The 16,571-nt window shown below is 59.5% G+C and carries 16 protein-coding genes; 7 read left to right on the forward strand and 9 right to left on the reverse strand.

Annotated elements, in window-relative coordinates; all coding sequences use genetic code 11:
* The first annotated feature begins 94 nt into the window (after positions 1-94).
* The 3 genes from aroB to AA105894_RS05065 all read left to right on the forward strand — a co-directional run bounded on the left by aroB (position 95) and on the right by AA105894_RS05065 (position 3,554).
* Complete coding sequence (gene aroB / locus AA105894_RS05055; RefSeq protein ID WP_267310767.1) at positions 95-1,777, forward strand: 3-dehydroquinate synthase; 1,683 nt, start codon at positions 95-97, stop codon at positions 1,775-1,777.
* A 310-nt stretch (positions 1,778-2,087) separates the two neighbouring features.
* Positions 2,088-3,227, forward strand: a complete 1,140-nt coding sequence (locus tag AA105894_RS05060) for an OmpA family protein (RefSeq protein ID WP_267310768.1) — start codon at positions 2,088-2,090, stop codon at positions 3,225-3,227.
* Positions 3,228-3,410: 183 nt separating this feature from the next.
* Positions 3,411-3,554, forward strand: a complete 144-nt coding sequence (locus AA105894_RS05065) for a hypothetical protein (protein WP_188425085.1) — start codon at positions 3,411-3,413, stop codon at positions 3,552-3,554.
* 154 nt (positions 3,555-3,708) lie between these two features.
* On the opposite strand, the gene AA105894_RS05070 is transcribed toward AA105894_RS05065, so the two are convergent.
* Positions 3,709-5,271, reverse strand: a complete 1,563-nt coding sequence (locus tag AA105894_RS05070; protein ID WP_267310769.1) for a peptide chain release factor 3 — start codon at positions 5,269-5,271, stop codon at positions 3,709-3,711.
* Between the two features lie 107 nt (positions 5,272-5,378).
* On the reverse strand, positions 5,379-5,996 hold the full coding sequence (rpsD, locus tag AA105894_RS05075; protein WP_023978552.1) for a 30S ribosomal protein S4: 618 nt from the start codon (positions 5,994-5,996) through the stop codon (positions 5,379-5,381).
* A gap of 355 nt (positions 5,997-6,351) precedes the next feature.
* Between rpsD and AA105894_RS05080 the strand changes: the two genes are divergently transcribed.
* Complete coding sequence (locus AA105894_RS05080; RefSeq protein ID WP_188425081.1) at positions 6,352-6,822, forward strand: LysM peptidoglycan-binding domain-containing protein; 471 nt, start codon at positions 6,352-6,354, stop codon at positions 6,820-6,822.
* 10 nt (positions 6,823-6,832) lie between these two features.
* On the opposite strand, the gene AA105894_RS05085 is transcribed toward AA105894_RS05080, so the two are convergent.
* Entirely contained in the window at positions 6,833-8,260 is a 1,428-nt protein-coding gene (locus tag AA105894_RS05085) for an MATE family efflux transporter (RefSeq protein WP_267310770.1), read from the reverse strand.
* Positions 8,261-8,356: 96 nt separating this feature from the next.
* On the opposite strand from AA105894_RS05085, the gene cysS reads away from it, so the two are divergent.
* From cysS to gloA2, 3 genes are read left to right on the forward strand one after another with little or no spacing between them, the layout of a single operon-like run.
* Positions 8,357-9,712 carry a cysteine--tRNA ligase gene (gene cysS, locus AA105894_RS05090; RefSeq protein WP_267310771.1) on the forward strand — a complete coding sequence of 452 codons (1,356 nt, stop codon included), beginning with the start codon at positions 8,357-8,359 and terminating at the stop codon, positions 9,710-9,712.
* Positions 9,709-10,488, forward strand: a complete 780-nt coding sequence (locus AA105894_RS05095) for an RNA methyltransferase (protein ID WP_267310772.1) — start codon at positions 9,709-9,711, stop codon at positions 10,486-10,488. The genes cysS and AA105894_RS05095 overlap by 4 nt, the downstream gene beginning before the upstream one ends.
* Before the next feature lie 10 nt (positions 10,489-10,498).
* Positions 10,499-10,879: an SMU1112c/YaeR family gloxylase I-like metalloprotein gene (gene gloA2 / locus AA105894_RS05100; RefSeq protein ID WP_188425072.1), complete on the forward strand. Its 381-nt coding sequence runs from the start codon at positions 10,499-10,501 to the stop codon at positions 10,877-10,879.
* A 43-nt stretch (positions 10,880-10,922) separates the two neighbouring features.
* Here gloA2 and AA105894_RS05105 read toward each other — a convergent pair whose 3' ends face one another.
* The 6 genes from AA105894_RS05105 to AA105894_RS05130 form a co-directional block, all read right to left on the reverse strand.
* Positions 10,923-12,416 carry an MFS transporter gene (locus tag AA105894_RS05105; protein WP_267310773.1) on the reverse strand — a complete coding sequence of 498 codons (1,494 nt, stop codon included), beginning with the start codon at positions 12,414-12,416 and terminating at the stop codon, positions 10,923-10,925.
* Between the two features lie 102 nt (positions 12,417-12,518).
* Positions 12,519-13,421 (reverse strand): DUF4349 domain-containing protein, encoded by a 903-nt coding sequence (locus AA105894_RS05110; protein WP_267310774.1) that lies wholly within the window; start codon positions 13,419-13,421, stop codon positions 12,519-12,521.
* Positions 13,422-13,683: 262 nt separating this feature from the next.
* Positions 13,684-14,208 carry a gluconokinase gene (locus AA105894_RS05115; RefSeq protein ID WP_188425068.1) on the reverse strand — a complete coding sequence of 175 codons (525 nt, stop codon included), beginning with the start codon at positions 14,206-14,208 and terminating at the stop codon, positions 13,684-13,686.
* Complete coding sequence (gene rpiA / locus AA105894_RS05120; RefSeq protein ID WP_267310775.1) at positions 14,205-14,921, reverse strand: ribose-5-phosphate isomerase RpiA; 717 nt, start codon at positions 14,919-14,921, stop codon at positions 14,205-14,207. Before rpiA ends, AA105894_RS05115 begins: the two co-directional genes overlap by 4 nt.
* On the reverse strand, positions 14,914-15,663 hold the full coding sequence (gene pgl, locus AA105894_RS05125) for a 6-phosphogluconolactonase (protein ID WP_267310776.1): 750 nt from the start codon (positions 15,661-15,663) through the stop codon (positions 14,914-14,916). The genes rpiA and pgl overlap by 8 nt, the downstream gene beginning before the upstream one ends.
* Positions 15,664-15,680: 17 nt before the next feature.
* Positions 15,681-16,544 (reverse strand): HAD family hydrolase, encoded by an 864-nt coding sequence (locus AA105894_RS05130; protein ID WP_267310777.1) that lies wholly within the window; start codon positions 16,542-16,544, stop codon positions 15,681-15,683.
* Positions 16,545-16,571 lie beyond the last annotated feature (27 nt).

The raw sequence follows: 16,571 nt of genomic DNA on the forward strand, positions 1-16,571 counted from the left end.
CCACACGGGGTCAGGTCGGTGGCGAGCGGCTTTCCTGTATGTTAGCCTTGCATGAATGTCACGCCCCACCTTTTTTTCTGATCGAAACCGAACGATGACCGACCTGCCTGATCCCGTCCCGGGATCGGTCTCCTCCCTGACCGCCTCCTCGCACGGAATTATTGTTCTTGTCGGGTTGATGGGGGCAGGAAAGACGACAATCGGTCGGCGCCTCGCCTCTCGACTCGGTCTCGATTTCGTCGATGCCGATCACGAAATCGAACGGGCTGCGGGGTGCACAATTGCTGAAATTTTCGCGCGCCATGGTGAACCCGCGTTCCGCGATGGTGAGCGACGGGTGATCCAGCGCCTGCTGCAAGGCGCGCCCAAGGTGCTGGCGACGGGCGGTGGCGCCTTCATTGACGCCCAGACGCGTGGACTCGTCAAAAAACACGCCCGCTCGATCTGGTTGCGCTGCCCCCTGCCCATTCTGGTCAAGCGTGTTTCAGGACGCACCGGGCGCCCGCTTCTCGACAAGGGTAATGTCGAGACAACTCTGGCGACGCTTCAGGCACAGCGTCACCCTATTTATGCAGAGGCCGATATCATCGTGGATTGTGGAGATGACAGCGTCGATCACGGCGCCCAACGTATAATCGAAGCCCTTGATTCCTATGCGCATCCCCTCAAGGTGCCGGTCACGCTGGAATCCCATCATTATGAAGTGCTCATCGGGTCGGATCTGATCAGCCGCGCGGGCGCTTACCTGGCACCGATCCTGCCGCAGAAGCGCGCCGTTGTGGTGACAGACGAAAATGTTGCCGTGCTGCATCTTCCCCGATTGATGGCAGCGCTCGCCGAAACCGGCATCGAGGCAAAATCCTTTGTCGTGCCAGTGGGCGAGGAGTCGAAGTCGCTCACGCGTTATGCGCATCTCATCAACGACATTCTCGACCACGGCATGGAACGCCGTACGACCGTCATCGGACTTGGCGGCGGTGTGGTTGGTGATCTCTCCGGTTTCGTTGCTTCAAGCATTCTGCGCGGTGTTCCTTTCGTCCAGATTCCGACCACTCTGCTGTCGCAGGTCGATAGTTCCGTTGGCGGCAAGACGGGGCTGAACGCACGCGCAGGCAAAAATCTCGTTGGCGCCTTCTATCAGCCACAGATCGTACTGGCTGACAGTTCTGCGCTGGCAACCCTCTCGCGACGCGAACGGGTCGCGGGCTACGCCGAAATCGTCAAGGCCGGGCTTATTGCCGACCCTGAACTGTTTGCCTGGTGCGAGACCCATGGGGCCGACATCCTGGATGGCGACCCTGCAGCACTTGCCGAGGCCGTGCAGCGCGCCTGCGGTTTCAAGGCGCGGGTCGTCATGGAGGACGAAAAGGAAACCGCAGCCCAGGATGGACGCGCCCTGCTCAATCTGGGCCACTCCTTCGGTCATGCTCTTGAGGCCCATTACAAGTATGACGGCCGCCTGCTTCATGGTGAGGGGGTTTCAATAGGCCTTCACCTGGCCGTCGCTCTCTCAGTGGCGCTTGGTCACTGTCCGGAAAGTGACATGCAGCGTCTGGACGCCCATCTGCGCAGTCTGGGCATGCCCGCCGGCCTCGACTGGCTGGACGAGACCCTGAGCGCGGAGGAACTCATTGCTTCGATGGCGCGTGACAAGAAGGTGCAGGACGGACGGCTGTCATTCGTGCTTATGCGCGGAATCGGCAAGGCATTTACCAGCCGCGATGTTGAAATGGACACGGTGCGTGACGTTTTGGTGCAGGCCGGATGCCGGGAGTAACGGAACCGGACCTGTTTCGCGATTTTCCTTACAAATCAGTCAGTCACCTCACGATCCGTTGATGACACGAATCAGAAAAAACCCCGTTAGAACGAGGCACTGCATAAGAAATTGTTAATCGGACGGAATGAAGTGTTGCAGTTTGGACACGGCTATTTCGTCTAATCGTCAAATACCTATGGAACTCACTTCCTGAACCGGAACTGACGGCTCTATACGCACTTATGCATCGCGCTGAGCTTGTTGTTGCTTCGCCTCTTCGGGGGCAACGAGGCAGGCTTGAATGGATGAATTTATGAGGACGAAACTAATGCGTCTCCGCACGGCACTTCTGGCCATGACGTCGATGGCAGCCGCCCCGACGATCGCCATGGCGAGCACCATCACCGGCCCGTATGTCAATATCGGCGGTGGCTATAACCTGGCTCAGACCCAGCACGCGCACTTCTCCCCGACGACGCAGGCTGACGGCACGACCAGCAATAACGGCTCCAGCTCCAAGTTCCGTCACAAGGACGGCTTCACGAGCTTCGGTTCGTTCGGCTGGGGCTTCGGCAACGGCCTGCGCGCTGAAGTCGAAGGCGTTTACAACTACTCGCAGATCAACCACCGTAACCCGACGGGTACGCCTGGTTCGACCAGCGGTTCCGACCAGTCCTATGGCGGCTTCGTCAACGTTCTATATGACATCGATCTGGCCCAGTTCGGCATCAACCTGCCGGTCACGCCGTTCGTTGGTGTGGGTGCAGGCTACCTGTGGCAGCACTACAACCCGATCACCACGTCCTACACCAACGGCGCGACCAACCGCGTTGGCGGCACGCAGGGTGGCTTCGCCTATCAGGGCATCGTCGGTGCAGCCTATGACATCCCGGGCGTTCCGGGCCTCGCCCTCACCGGTGAATACCGCATGATCGGCCAGACCTTCACGGATGGCGCATACCGCTCCACCTCGTGGAACCGCACGGGCGTGCACAAGGGTAACGTGAACTTCGGTGACCGTTTCCAGCACCAGTTCATCGTCGGCCTGCGTTATGCATTCGACACGGCTCCCCCGCCGCCGCCGCCGGCTCCGGTCGTCGTTCCGCCGGCAGTGCAGCCTGCCCGCACCTACCTGGTGTTCTTCGATTGGGACAAGTCGAACCTGACGGGTCGCGCTCGTGAGATCGTTGCCCAGGCAGCTCAGGCTTCCACGCACGTCCAGACGACGCGCATCGAAGTCAACGGCTACACCGACAACTCTGCTGCACACCCCGGTGCTCGCGGCCAGAAGTACAACCAGGGCCTCTCGGTCCGTCGTGCGCAGTCGGTCAAGGCTGAGCTGATCCGTGACGGCGTTCCTGCCGCTGCGATCGACATCCACGGCTATGGTGAGCAGCATCCGCTGGTCCCGACGGGTCCGAACACCCGCGAGCCGCAGAACCGTCGCGTCGAAATCATCCTGCGCTGATTTCGGCCTGATCTGATCGCTGCTCAGGCGGCTTTCAGGTTGGTTCAGGAACAAAGGCCCTTGGCAGTCATGCCAAGGGCCTTTTTCTTTGCCTATCTGCCATGCAATCAGCACAGTACATTACGTGCGTGTAATCCGTTATAAGAGAGTCGTGTCACCAATCCCGGAAAAAGGGGGTTTGCCATGACCCAGATTTCCCATTTCAGCGATGCGCCGAACCTGCACCGTTCCTCAATGGATCATCGTCAGGAAGGCATAGGCCTCACCATGGGGGCCATTCTCGGCGGGTTGATTGCTCTAGGCACGATCGCCTTGCTCATGATGTGAGGGGCGTCTGTCCACCATCGGTCTCGAGGCTCGCTCTTTGGCCTGCAGACTGGAAGACCATACTGACCGACCGATAAGAGCCTTCTTCACCTAGGCGCAGCGCAAAAAAAAGCCCCGGTAATTCCGGGGCTCTTTCCCAGTTCCGAGATCAGGATCAGACGCTCAGGCCAATCTGTTTGATATCGTGAAAACCGAGATCGGCGTTCATTTCGACCGTGCGACGCATCATGAAATTCGAACTGGCGAGAAACACGGGGTCTCCATCCAGATCATCAGCCATGGCCGAGCGATTGACCATGGAGAAAGCCTCGATCTTGGCGCGCTCACCCGTTACCCACCGGGCAATCGTATAGGGCGTCGACTCAAAACCGATAGCAACCCCGTACTCCCCTTGGAGACGCGACTGCAGCACATCGAGCTGCAGGGTGCCTACGACGCCTACAATCGGCGGCAAACCGTCCTGTGGACGGAAAAGCTGCACGACCCCCTCTTCCGCCAGTTCGACCAGAGCCTGACGCAGCTTCTTGGCTTTCATGGCATCGTCCAGCCGCACACGCCGCAGGATTTCAGGCGCAAAATGCGGCACGCCCGTGAAGCGCAGCTCTTCACTCTCTGAAAGTGTGTCCCCAATACGCAGGGTCCCATGGTTGGGAAGTCCCACAACGTCACCCGCGAAAGCCTCCTCGGCAAGCTGTCGGTCACGCGCAAAGAAGAATTGCGGCGTGTGCAGAGCAAATTGCTTGCCTGTACGGACATGCTTCAAACGCATGCCACGCGTCAGCTTGCCAGAGCAGATACGGGCAAAGGCCATGCGGTCACGATGGTTCGGGTCCATATTGGCCTGGATCTTGAAGATCAGTGCCGTTACCTGCTCTTCATCGGCCTTTACTTCGCGCGTCTCGCTGGGTTGCGCACGTGGCTCGGGGCCATAAGCCACCAGTGCGTCAAGAAGATCGGTGACGCCAATCTCCTTCATCGCACTGCCGAAAAATACCGGCGTCAGATGACCGGCGTCAAAAGACTCACGATCAAAGAGCGGCAGAGCCGCTTCAGCCAGTTCCAGCTCCTCCGAGAGCGCGACCATACGGGCATCCGACTGGGGCAGATCGACCGCTTCACCGCGTATCTCACGTGTGCGCATGTCATACGTGCCAGCGAAATGCCCGGCGCGTCCGATAGGCCAGGTCGCCGGAGATGTATCGAGCGCCAGTGTCGAGGCGATCTCGTCCAGCAGGCCGAAGCAATCCTGCGCCTCACGATCCATCTTGTTGATGAAGGTCACGATGGGAATGTCGCGCAGGCGGCAGATCTCGAACAGTTTGCGTGTGCGGTCCTCGATACCCTTGGCAGCGTCGATGACCATCACGGCGCAATCGACAGCCGTAAGGGTACGATAGGTGTCTTCGGAGAAGTCTTCATGGCCCGGCGTATCGAGCAGATTGAAAACGCAGCCGCCATATTCGAAGGTCATGACCGAGGTAACGACCGAAATGCCGCGATCGCGCTCGATACCCATCCAGTCGGATTTGGTACGGCGGCGCTCGCCCTTGGCGCGCACGTTGCCCGCAAGCTGGATGGCACCACCAGCGCGCAGGATGCGCTCTGTCAGGGTCGTCTTGCCGGCGTCAGGATGCGAAATGATGGCGAAGGTCCGGCGACGCCGGATCTCGCTGGCAAGGCCGGTGGCAGAAACGGGGGCGGATGCGGCTTCGGACATCGAAAAAGACCTTCGGTAAAACGGCAATTACCTGAAACGACAAATGCCGGACCGGGGGTGAACCCGATCCGGCATTGGCCAGAAACACCCGGTAGAAAAACCGGCGTTTAGCGCGAGTAGAACTCGACCACGAGGTTCGGTTCCATCTGCACGGGGTACGGCACATCGGACAGACGCGGGCTGCGAACGAACTTGCCCTTCATCTGGCGATGATCGACCTCGATGTATTCCGGCACGTCACGCTCAGCGGACTGTGCGGCGTCAAGAACAACAGCAAGCTGCTTGGACTTTTCGCGCACTTCGATCACGTCGCCATCGCGAACCAGATACGAAGGGATGTTCACCTTGCGGCCATTGACCGTCACGTGGCCGTGGCTCACGAACTGACGGGCAGCGAACGGGGTGATCGCGAACTTGAGGCGGTAGATCACCGCATCCAGGCGACGCTCCAGCAGGTCGATCAGGTTCTCCGACGTATCGCCCTTGCGACGCACGGCCTCATCGTAATACTTGCGGAACTGCTTCTCGCTGATGTTGCCGTAGTAGCCCTTAAGCTTCTGCTTAGCCATCAGCTGGATCGAGAAGTCGGAGGGCTTCTGCTTGCGGCGCTGGCCATGCTGACCGGGGCCGTATTCCCGCTTGTTGACCGGCGACTTGGCGCGGCCCCACAGGTTTACGCCCAGACGGCGATTGATTTTGTACTTGCTCTCTTGGCGCTTGCTCATGTGCAAGAACTCGCTTCGACTTCGGGCTGCCCTATGCTGCGTGGCAACCGCATGTTGCGCCGGTAGGCCTTCCCCCGAATTAGGAAAGACGGGCGCATTCCTCGAACCGCAACCTCGGGATGCAGATCCCGGTCTGGTAACGGCCGGCATGTCCACGTTCCCGGCAATAGCGGCGGCAGGTATAGGACCCCCGCCACGCTGTCAATCTAAATCGACCCTCCGGTCGGAAACCTCACCAGGGCAAATCGGGCCAGTGAGGGAACAATCACTGGACTGATACGTCAGCAGAAATACGATGGGCATAGCCTGCGACAGCGAGTCATCTGCGCAGGACGAAGAAAAAGGGAGCCTTCTCATGGCTATTTTCAAATTCAACCGGGCAGCGGGTCGCAAGCTCAATGACAAGGCGGAGATCGAAGCGATCAATCCCGCAGGGGCACCGGCGCCGCGTGCGCCCCATGAGAGCCTGATCAAGCGTGCCTTCAAGCAATACGGGCTTTCACAGCTTTCCGTATCGCATATCACGGTAAGAGACACGACGGTGGCGGTCAAAGCCAAGGCCGAGAGTGCTGCCGAGCGTGACGCCATCATTCTTGCCGCTGGCAACATCGCCGGTATCGATACCGTCCATGCGGATATCACGGTGCCGGAAGGTACACCCGAGCCGGTCTTCCATCAGGTCAAGCCGGGTGAAACGCTGGCCGCCATCGCGGAAAAGACGGATGCCGACGTCACGGCTCAGGATCTGCACGAGGCCAACAAGGATGAACTCGCGCATAGTGAGGGTGTCTATCCCGGACAGACCATCCGTATTCCCGAGGCCTGAATCATACCTCTCACGCCGGATCTGCGAGCCCTTCCCTCGGAACGGGCTCGCCAGAGCCGAGTTTGCGCCTGAACGTGATGGCAAGGCGTATCGACAGCAGAAACGCCAGGATACCGAGCCCCGTCGCAAGACCGATCCATAAACCGATCGCGCCGTACCCCCCCTTAAAGGCAAGCCAGTCGCCACCGAAAATCGAGACAGGTACGTAGGTCAGCACCATCAGCACCATCGGCATGAATGTGTCGTGACAGCCACGCAGGGCACCGGCGCAAACGCATTGCACGCCATCCAGAATCTGGAAAATACCGGCAATCTTCAGCAGCGATACCGCAATCGGCATGACCTGCGCCGCATCTGCGCTTCCCGAGCGCAGATAGAACCCGGCAATATATTCCGGGAAGACAAGCAGCACGGTCGCTGTGAAGCTGGTCCAGAGCAGCACCAGAAAAAGAGCCCCGAGCGTCGAGCGCAAGGCGGCACGGGGTGAGCCGGCGCCCAGCCAATAGGCAACACGGATATTGACCGCCTGTGAAACGGCGAGGCTGATCATGAAAGCTGTACTCGTGACGCTCAGCGCGATCTGGTGCGCGGCAGAAGAGACCGCACCCAGAGCCCCCGCATGCAGCCCCGTCATCTGGAAAGCCAGCAACTCTGCGCCGGTTGCCCCCATCATGGGCAGCCCCAGACGCAGCATCTCGCCCATCGCACGCGGGTCAGGACGCGCCACACGCAGATGGCGCTTCAGATGGGCCTGCCGACGGGCCAGCACCACCAGAAGCAGCGCAATCGACCATCCTGTCACGATTGTGGCGCAAGCCGAGCCCCATAGCCCCATCTCGGGCAGTCCGAAGCGACCATGGATCAACCCGGCATTGAGGAAGCCATTCATGACGGCCATGCCCGGCATGGTCCATAAAAGCAGCCGCTCGCTTCCGAAGGCAGGCAAAATGATGCGTAACAGGCCGATGATGACCAGATTGGGGAGCAGCGCCCAGAGTAGCAGATGCATGAAGCGGCTGCCCTGGGTGACGATCTGCGACGGCTCATTGAAAAAGGCCAGCAGAGATCCCGCAGGCAGAAGTATCACCAGCACCGGAAGGCAGAGCAGCAACGCGAGGACCACGCCTGAAGAGACGATGCCCGAAAGATCTTCCACCGTGTTCTGCGCAGCAAAGGCCCGTCCCCTCGCCCGGGAAATCAGGATGCTGGCACCCCCAAGGGCCGCCTGAAACGTGATGAAGGTGCAGAAGAAAAGATTGGTGGTCATGCCTCCAACCGCAAGCGCCGTCGCACCGAGACTGCCCAGCAGCACCGTATCGGTCACATTCATAGCCATCTCGCTCAGCTGCGAAAAACTGAGCGGCGCGGCTATTTTGACCAGCGCGCGCAAATGCTGGCCCCAATGCGGCACCGTGATGGAAGAGCGAAGTTCTGTCATATTGTTCTGCTTATACCACGAGGGGCAGAAAACCAGCGCTCAAAGCCGTAAAATAGAGTTGCGCTAGGCGCAGGGCTGACGCATCTACTCTGGATCATGGCCAGCCCTTCCCATTCCCTGTCCCTTCATGACAGCCAGACCCGGCAGAAACAGGTTTTCGTGCCGCTGGATCCTGCCAATGTGCGCGTCTATTACTGTGGGCCCACAGTGTATGATGCCGTGCATATCGGCAATCTGCGCGCCATGCTCAGCGCCGACATCCTTGTTCGGCTGCTGCGTCGGCTCTATCCGACGGTTACTTTCGTGCGCAACATTACCGATGTGGACGACAAGATTACTGCGCGTGCGCAACAGAATGGTGAGGATATTGCAAGCCTGACGGCACGCACCACCATTGCCTTTCATGAAGATGTGGCGGCCCTCGGCATTCTGCCGCCCGATATCGAACCGCGCGCCACGCATCATATCGATGACATGTTGAGCATGATCGCCCAGCTTGTCGCCAATGGTCATGCCTATGAGGCCGAAGGGCATGTGCTCTTTGCCGTTGATCGCTGCGCCAGCTATGGCAGCCTCTCCGGCCGCAGCCCTGACGATCTTCTGGCAGGCGCACGCGTCGAGGTGGCTCCCTACAAGCGCCATCCGGGCGATTTCGTCCTGTGGAAGCCCTCGACACCCGAGCAGCCCGGATGGGACAGCCCCTATGGGCGTGGCCGACCGGGCTGGCATATCGAGTGCTCGGCCATGTCGCATCGCTATCTCGGCGAGAGCTTCGACATTCATGGCGGCGGCGACGATCTGATGTTCCCGCACCATGAAAACGAGCGCGCCCAGTCGCTATGCTGCCATCCCGGCAGCAGCTTTGCGCGCTACTGGCTGCATAATGCCATGCTGCTCTCCAATGGCGAGAAAATGTCCAAATCACTGGGCAATTTCTTCTCCATTCGCGAGGTTCTGACACGCGCACCCGCAGAAGCTCTGCGTCTGCTTATTCTGGGCACGCATTATCGTTCGGTGCTCGACTTCACCTGGGAAAAACTCGAGGAAGCCAAGCGCATTCTCGACCGGTTTTACCGCGCCCTGGAAAAAACCCCGCCTGCGGACGCTGGCACGATACCCGATGCCTTCATGCTGGCGCTGTGCGATGACATGAACACCCCCCTCGCCCTTGCCTGCCTCCATCCGCTTGCCGATGCAGCCCTTGGTGGTGATGCAAAAGCCTCCGCCTCGCTCAAGGCCTGCGGTGCCCTTATCGGCCTTCTGGAGGCCACACCGGATGAGTGGTTTCGCTCGGGCTCCGACGATACTGCCATTGATGCGCTGATTGCTCAGCGTGTTGCCGCAAAAAAAGCGCGTGATTTCGTCCTCGCCGACAGTATCCGCAGCCAGCTTGCCGAACAGGGAATCATTCTTGAAGACACTGCCAATGGCACGACATGGAGGCGCGCATGACCGGTCGTGATGGCGGCGCCGATATCGGGCCGATCGGGGAATTCAGCCCCGTTGTTATTCTCGTCCGTCCGCAGCTTGCCGAAAATGTCGGCACGACGGCACGCGCCATGGCCAATGGCGGGTTGTTTCATCTGCGTCTGGTCGCCCCGCGCGATGGATGGCCGCAGGAGCGCGCATGGTACGCGTCATCAGGCGCCGATCGCATTCTCGATGCGGCGCAGGTTTTCGATACGGTCGATGAGGCCGTTGCAGACCTGCACCACGTCATGGCTACCTGCCCGCGCCCGCGTCACATCGTAAAGACGGTCATGACCGCCCGTGGCGCAGCGTCGGAACTTCGCGCCATTGCCGATCGGGGGCTGAAAGCCGGGCTGCTTTTTGGCCCCGAGCGCGCCGGGCTTGATAACGAGGACATGGCGCGCGCCGATGTGCTGATACGCTATCCGCTCAACCCTGATTTCATGTCGCTGAACCTCGCCCAGGCCGTATTGATCATGGCGTATGAGTGGTGGATGGCCTGCGAGACCACCCCGCCGCGTACGCTCATGACGAACGAAACCCACGTGGCGACAAAGGGAGAGCTTGAGAACTTCCTCGGTCATCTGACACGCGATCTGGATGAATGCGGTTTTCTGCGTAATGAGCAGAAGCGCCCCGGCATGGTGCGCAATCTGCGCCACCTGTTTCAGCGTGGTGAAGTGACAGAGCAGGAACTGCGCACCATGCATGGTGTCGTCACCGAATTGTCCAATGGCCGCAAAGCCCGTCAGCAATAGGTCTCAGACGATGTTCACCTGCGTCCATCACATCGCGATCATCACATCCGATTATCAGAAATCCCGTAGCTTCTACACCGAGATCCTTGGGCTGAGCATCATACGTGAAGTCTGGCGAGCCCAGAGGCAGTCATGGAAATGCGACATTGCCATCGGCGATACGCAGATTGAGCTGTTCTCCTTCCCGACCCCGCCTTCACGCCCGACACAGCCAGAAGCTGCCGGACTGCGTCATCTGGCATTCGGTGTCGATAACATGCAGGAAGCGGTCGAGCATCTCGAGCGCCATAATGTAACCTGCGAGCCGGTACGAACGGACCCTTATACCGGCAAGCTTTACACCTTCTTCAGCGATCCCGACGGTCTGCCTTTAGAGCTCTATCAGAGCTGATCGTCTATCCGGGCCGGGGAGTAACGAAGAGAACCGGCCGCAATCAGACGGCGCGCTCCTCCTCCCGGGCGTAATACTCCGAAAGCGGTGGCGCGACCTCTTCCAGCGAGCGGTTTTCCGCATCCACGCCCCAGATCCAGGCCACTGCGCTGGCGATCAGCATCAGGATCGCCGCGACGACATAGCCCATGACGAGCAGGGAAAGCCGTCCGGTGCCAATCAGGTGCCCGAAGATGACGGGTGCCGCAACGCCGCCGAAAAGCGTGCCAACCGCGTAAAACACCGCGATTGCAAAAGCCCGCATTTCGAGGGGGAAGAGCTCGCTTGCAGTCAGATAGGCCGACGAGGCCGCTGCCGAGGCGAAAAAGAAGATACAGCACCAGGAGAGCGTTTGACTGGCGGCAGTCAGGGCATGAACGCCCATGGCATAGGCTACAGCCATCATGAGTACGCCCGAAATGGCATAGCTCAATCCAATCATCCGTCTGCGACCCCAGGTATCGAACCAGCGTGCCAGAATGAGCGGGCCGAAGAGATTGCCGATGGCGAGGGGCAGAATGTACCAGCCAACCGCGCGCGGTGAGACGCCATGATATTTCGTCAGCACCATGCCGTAGGTAAAGAACACGGCGTTATAAAGAAATGCCTGGGAGATCATCAGGACCAGCACATAAAGCGAGCGCCCGCGATAGCGCTGCACCATGATCCTGATCATTTCGGCCGGGCTGAATACCCCTGCCGGGTAGATAAGGACGGTTGGCAGCTTCTGCCCCCAGCCGCCTTCAGGCTCCACACAGTGGGATTCTACGTGGCTGACGATCGCATTAGCCTCTTCCACGCGGCGATGGGTCATGAGCCAGCGCGGGCTTTCAGGGACGAAGGTGCGGAGGAAAAGCACCGCCACACCAAGGAGCGCCCCTAGTGCGAACGCCACGCGCCAGGCGAGCCAGACTGGAATGATCGCCGAGTTGAGCAACCAGACCGAGCCGATGGCGCCAAAGGCAGCGCCAGCCCAGAATGTCCCGTTGACCATCACGTCCACACGGCCGCGTAGTCGCGCCGGAACAAGCTCGTCAATTGCGGAATTGATCGCCGAGTATTCGCCACCGATACCCATGCCAGTCAGGAAGCGGGCCACGGCGAAGCTCGTCAGATTCCATGACAGCGCCGAGGCGCCGACACCAACGACATAGAGAGCGAGAGTGAGAAAGAAGATCTGCTTGCGCCCGAGCTGATCGGTCATCCAGCCGAACACAAGCGCCCCTAACACTGCCCCGGCGACATAGGAGGAAGACGCAAAGCCAATGCCATCGGCTGACAACCCAAGCGTGTCGCCACGCTGCAGCGAGGGCGCCAGCGAGCCGATAATGGTGACTTCAAGCCCGTCGAGGATCCAGGTGATGCCGAGCGCCACAACAATCAGCATGTGGAACCGTGACCAGGGCAGCCGGTCAAGACGCGCAGGAATATCCGTCTCTATGGGCCGGCCATGGGTCTTCTTGCCGGACCGCGCGTCTCGGTCAGTGGAAAGCTGCAAGGGGCGCCCTCTCTTCTATTACAAAATATTCACTCTCATCTTTTCATGACGCATGGAGGCGGCCAAGGTTCACCGCCTCACAAAACCCTGAGCAGGACCGCTCTATGTGCGACTGAACCAGCCGCGACGGATCGCGCGCCTGACAATCAACAGGCCGATAACGACCAGCGGTGCCCAGACCACAGCCTGAATCAGGAAATCCCACAGATCTGCCAGTGTCTCACTGAAAAGCGCAGCGCTATCTTTCCAGCGCTGACGCAGGGGCCCGAGATTCTCACGTGCAGAACTATAGGTGACATCGACCTCTTCCGTATCCACCTGACGGGAGAGATCCTTCTTCTCTTTCAATGCGCTTTCCAGCGTACTCTGCGCCTCTGAAAGCTCTTTCGCCACTTTGATGAGGTCATCCGTCTTACCTGCACTCTGGGCTTCGAGCACTTCGAGACGGTCACGATAGGCTGTCATCTGGGCCAGACGGCGATCGACATCGGTGACTTCACTATTGAGATCACGTTCGCTGGTGCGCAGTCGCTGGGTGACGACAGCACCTGCGGTTTCCCCAGCCAGAGGCGCCGCAGCAATTTTGAGAAAATCCTCGACCTTGTCATGAGGCAAACGCGCCGAGAGCCTTGCCAAGCGGTTATCACTCCCCTCATTCTGGTCTTCTGCATCTTCCGATGCCGAGACCAGTTCGCAGCCCTGCTGCGCTAGGCAGTAATCACGCAAAGTTGCCAGATGGGCGCCTACCTTGTCTGCCGAGACGCGCAAGGCGAGGCTATGGTCATAAGCAATATTGCCCTGACCGACCTTACCCCTCATCGAGAATTTCATCGGAGCGGGTACCACAACGGGGGCCGGTGGCGGTGGGTATGATCCGTAACTTCCGTCTGCCTGACGGGCATCACCATGCCGATGCTTGCAGCCCGCAAGACTGGCCAGAACAACGCCAAGCACAACCGGTCCCGCCAGTCGCCGCAGGCTGTACCTTATTTTTTGCTTCATCATCAGATTTTCCAAATTGCCATATAGACAAAGAGGATCATGGCCGGGGTCTTTTGGAAAGGCATCGCTCGGCATGACGCGTTTGCAGAACAGCGCTCGGTGCCTCGGGCACGACGCAAGACGGGAAACTTATCCCCAGATTCGAGGAACAACTCTGCGGATCAGCCTGTGTATAAGCTGTTGACGACAGGGGATAATCCGACGCCTACAGGCGATTGGATCGATCCATAAACTACTTATGAACCGATCCTCGAACTGACGAAACTCAGGCGCCACGGGCTTTCAGCGACGCCAGAAGCTTGCCCATCACAATCTCCGGAGTGCCCGCACTGTCCACAGTGATGACGTTCTCATCCTTGCCCGGCGGCTCGAGTGTCGCAAGCTGGCTTGGCAGGAGGCTTGGGGGCATGAAATGACCGATACGCTGCTTCAGTCGCTCGGCGATCGTGCGTTCGCTCGTTTCGAGATAGACGAATGTCACATCAAGCCCGTTGCGCAGCGTATCGCGGTATTTGCGTTTGAGCGCCGAGCAGGTCAGCACGCCCCCGGTCTGCGCGTGCATCTTCAGCCATTCATGACAGATCTGAAGCCAGGGTGCCCGGTCGGCATCGTCGAGCGGAATACCGCTATGCATCTTGGCGACATTTGCCGCCGGATGCAGGTCGTCTCCTTCCTGAAAAGGCGTACCAAAATGCTGAGCCAGCCCCTGGGCCACGGTCGTCTTGCCGCAGCCAGAGACACCCATGACGACGTAGAGGCCGGGACCGGCCTGATTTGTCGCCCCGCTCATGCTTTCAGCCTTTGCAGACCGGCCGCTCCGGCCACCAGAACTTCCGAGGTGATATCAAGGAAAAGACCGTGATCCACAACACCTGTAATGGAGATGATGTGGTCTGCCAGACCGCGCGGATCCTTGATGCACTCGTAATCACAATCGATGATGATGTTGTGATTATCGGTCATGTAAAGCGAGCCGTCCTCATTCCGGCGCGGAACGCAGGCTTTCGCACCCGTCTTGCGCAGCAGGTTCTCGACGCGCTCCCAACCCCAGGGAATGATCTCGACGGGCACGGGCATATGCGTGCCCAGATCGGTGACGATTTTGCTCTCATCGACAATTACGATGAACTTGCGTGCCGAGACGGCCACGATCTTCTCACGCAACAGCGCGCCGCCCCGTCCCTTGATCAGGAACAGCGAGCCCGTCTGCACCTCATCGGCGCCGTCAATGGCGACGTCGAGATACGGATCATCAGCAAAATTCGTGATGGGGATATTCAGGCTCTGTGCCTGAGCCGCGCTGGCCTCCGATGTCGGGATAGCGCGTATCTTGAGCCCTTCACGACGGACGCGCTCACCGAGCGCATCGATCATGAATTTCGCCGTGCTGCCCGTCCCGAGGCCCACAGCCATGCCATCCTGGATATAGGAAATGGCATGGGTAGCAGCTTCACGTTTTAGTTCTGCGACGCGAGCAGCGGCGTCTTGAGCAATCTCAGCCATTCTGAAGCTCTCCTGCAGCGGCCTTGTCGACCAGGAAGACAACCTCACCTTCGGAGGTGATATGCGATGCCGGAAGCGATTCATCGCCGCTGCGAACCCGCGCCAGCATCTCGGCCTTGCCTGCCCCCTCGATCAGGAACACGACATTGCGGCTCGAATGGATGGCGGGATAGGTCAGTGAAACACGGTCATGAGGCGCGTTATCCGGCGTGCAGGCAGCGACCCACTTTGTCTTTTCCTGCAGGATCGGCTGACGCGGGAAAAGCGAGGCCGTATGACCGTCAGGGCCCATACCCAGCATGACGACATCGAAAAGCGGCTTGCCCGGGGTCAGATGATGGCTGCCGTACAGGTCCTGCAGCGCGCTCTGATACCAGATCGCATCCTGCTCGGCTGTGCCATCGGCAGGAATGGGGTGTGCATTTTCGGCAGGCAGATCGACATGCTCAAGCAGCAGCTCATCCGTCATGCGATAATTGCTGTCTTCATGCGTGAAGGGCACATGACGATCGTCGCCGAAGAAAATATGGGTCCGGCGCCACGGGAATTTCGAGGCATAAGCCGGCTCGGCCATGATCTTGAACAGACGCTTGGGCGTCGAGCCGCCCGACAGCGCCACGACGAAAGGCCCTTCAGTCTTGGCCAGAGCCTGATCCAGCAGCCACTGGGCCATCTTCTGGGCGACGGCTTCGCCATCCTCCAGAACGACCACGCGGGCTGAAGTCACATCGTGTCCACTCATCTTATCATTCCTTTATGTCAGGCCGCGCCGGGAGCCCTGGGAAGGACGAAGCGCCGCATGGCCTCTGCCCATCCATCAGCATCGTTGTGCCCTGTTGTCACATGGGCATGTGCACTGACCTCTTCGGTCGCATTGCCCATGGCAATCCCGAGCCCGGCGATTTTGAGCATCGGCACATCATTGGACATGTCGCCAATGCAGGCAACCTCACTCATCGGGATGCCCAGACGCTCGGCCAGGGCACGCGCAGCAAAGCCCTTGTTCGCATCCTTGTGCGTGATATCGAGATAATAATTCGACGACCGGTGCACGCTCGCCTCGCCCTTGAGCATGGCGCCGATCTCAACTTCCATGCGCTGCAGCAACGCGAAATTGCTGCTGGCGGCCATGATCTTGCCAACGCCCTCGCGAAACGGCTTGAAGTCGGGCACGACGACAGGCTCGATACCGACCGATCTGCGCTCATGCTCGACATAATAGGCGCCGGGATCGCGAATGAGCCATTCGTGACCGCGGAAGAGCCAGGTATCCACCTGGTGTACCGAAAGCGTGTCACACGCCGCATCGACGCAGGAAGCGGGGAGCGACAGGGTCGAGAGAATCTCGTCGTCCGGGCCCACGATCAGCCCGCCGTTCAGCGCACCGAATGGCGTATTGAGACCAAGCTCCCGATGATAACGCAGCATGCCCTCAGCCGAGCGCGAACTCACGAGGCAAAGCTTGATGCCCGCCTCGCTGAGCTGCTTCGCCGCCTGTTGCGTCGATTCTGCCAGGTTCTTGTCAGGACCGATCAGCGTGCCGTCGATATCCGAGACAACCATGCGAATGGTGGATGCCATGGGCGGCAGGGCTGCGTGGATGGCATCCAGATCATGTGTCATGGGGGCTCCTGTCTTGGCGCGAAAGTG

The organism is Asaia spathodeae NBRC 105894 (assembly GCF_025994195.1).
GTDB lineage: Bacteria > Pseudomonadota > Alphaproteobacteria > Acetobacterales > Acetobacteraceae > Asaia > Asaia siamensis.

Excerpts from the sequence above, each read along its gene's own strand:
- aroB (WP_267310767.1), top strand. The coding sequence starts at position 95 with ATGACCGACCTGCCTGATCCCGTCCCGGGATCGGTCTCCTCCCTGACC.
- AA105894_RS05060 (WP_267310768.1), top strand. The coding sequence starts at position 2,088 with ATGCGTCTCCGCACGGCACTTCTGGCCATGACGTCGATGGCAGCCGCC.
- AA105894_RS05065 (WP_188425085.1), top strand. The coding sequence starts at position 3,411 with ATGACCCAGATTTCCCATTTCAGCGATGCGCCGAACCTGCACCGTTCC.
- AA105894_RS05070 (WP_267310769.1), bottom strand. The coding sequence starts at position 5,271 with ATGTCCGAAGCCGCATCCGCCCCCGTTTCTGCCACCGGCCTTGCCAGC.
- rpsD (WP_023978552.1), bottom strand. The coding sequence starts at position 5,996 with ATGAGCAAGCGCCAAGAGAGCAAGTACAAAATCAATCGCCGTCTGGGC.
- AA105894_RS05080 (WP_188425081.1), top strand. The coding sequence starts at position 6,352 with ATGGCTATTTTCAAATTCAACCGGGCAGCGGGTCGCAAGCTCAATGAC.
- AA105894_RS05085 (WP_267310770.1), bottom strand. The coding sequence starts at position 8,260 with ATGACAGAACTTCGCTCTTCCATCACGGTGCCGCATTGGGGCCAGCAT.
- cysS (WP_267310771.1), top strand. The coding sequence starts at position 8,357 with ATGGCCAGCCCTTCCCATTCCCTGTCCCTTCATGACAGCCAGACCCGG.
- AA105894_RS05095 (WP_267310772.1), top strand. The coding sequence starts at position 9,709 with ATGACCGGTCGTGATGGCGGCGCCGATATCGGGCCGATCGGGGAATTC.
- gloA2 (WP_188425072.1), top strand. The coding sequence starts at position 10,499 with ATGTTCACCTGCGTCCATCACATCGCGATCATCACATCCGATTATCAG.
- AA105894_RS05110 (WP_267310774.1), bottom strand. The coding sequence starts at position 13,421 with ATGATGAAGCAAAAAATAAGGTACAGCCTGCGGCGACTGGCGGGACCG.
- AA105894_RS05115 (WP_188425068.1), bottom strand. The coding sequence starts at position 14,208 with ATGAGCGGGGCGACAAATCAGGCCGGTCCCGGCCTCTACGTCGTCATG.
- rpiA (WP_267310775.1), bottom strand. The coding sequence starts at position 14,921 with ATGGCTGAGATTGCTCAAGACGCCGCTGCTCGCGTCGCAGAACTAAAA.
- pgl (WP_267310776.1), bottom strand. The coding sequence starts at position 15,663 with ATGAGTGGACACGATGTGACTTCAGCCCGCGTGGTCGTTCTGGAGGAT.
- AA105894_RS05130 (WP_267310777.1), bottom strand. The coding sequence starts at position 16,544 with ATGACACATGATCTGGATGCCATCCACGCAGCCCTGCCGCCCATGGCA.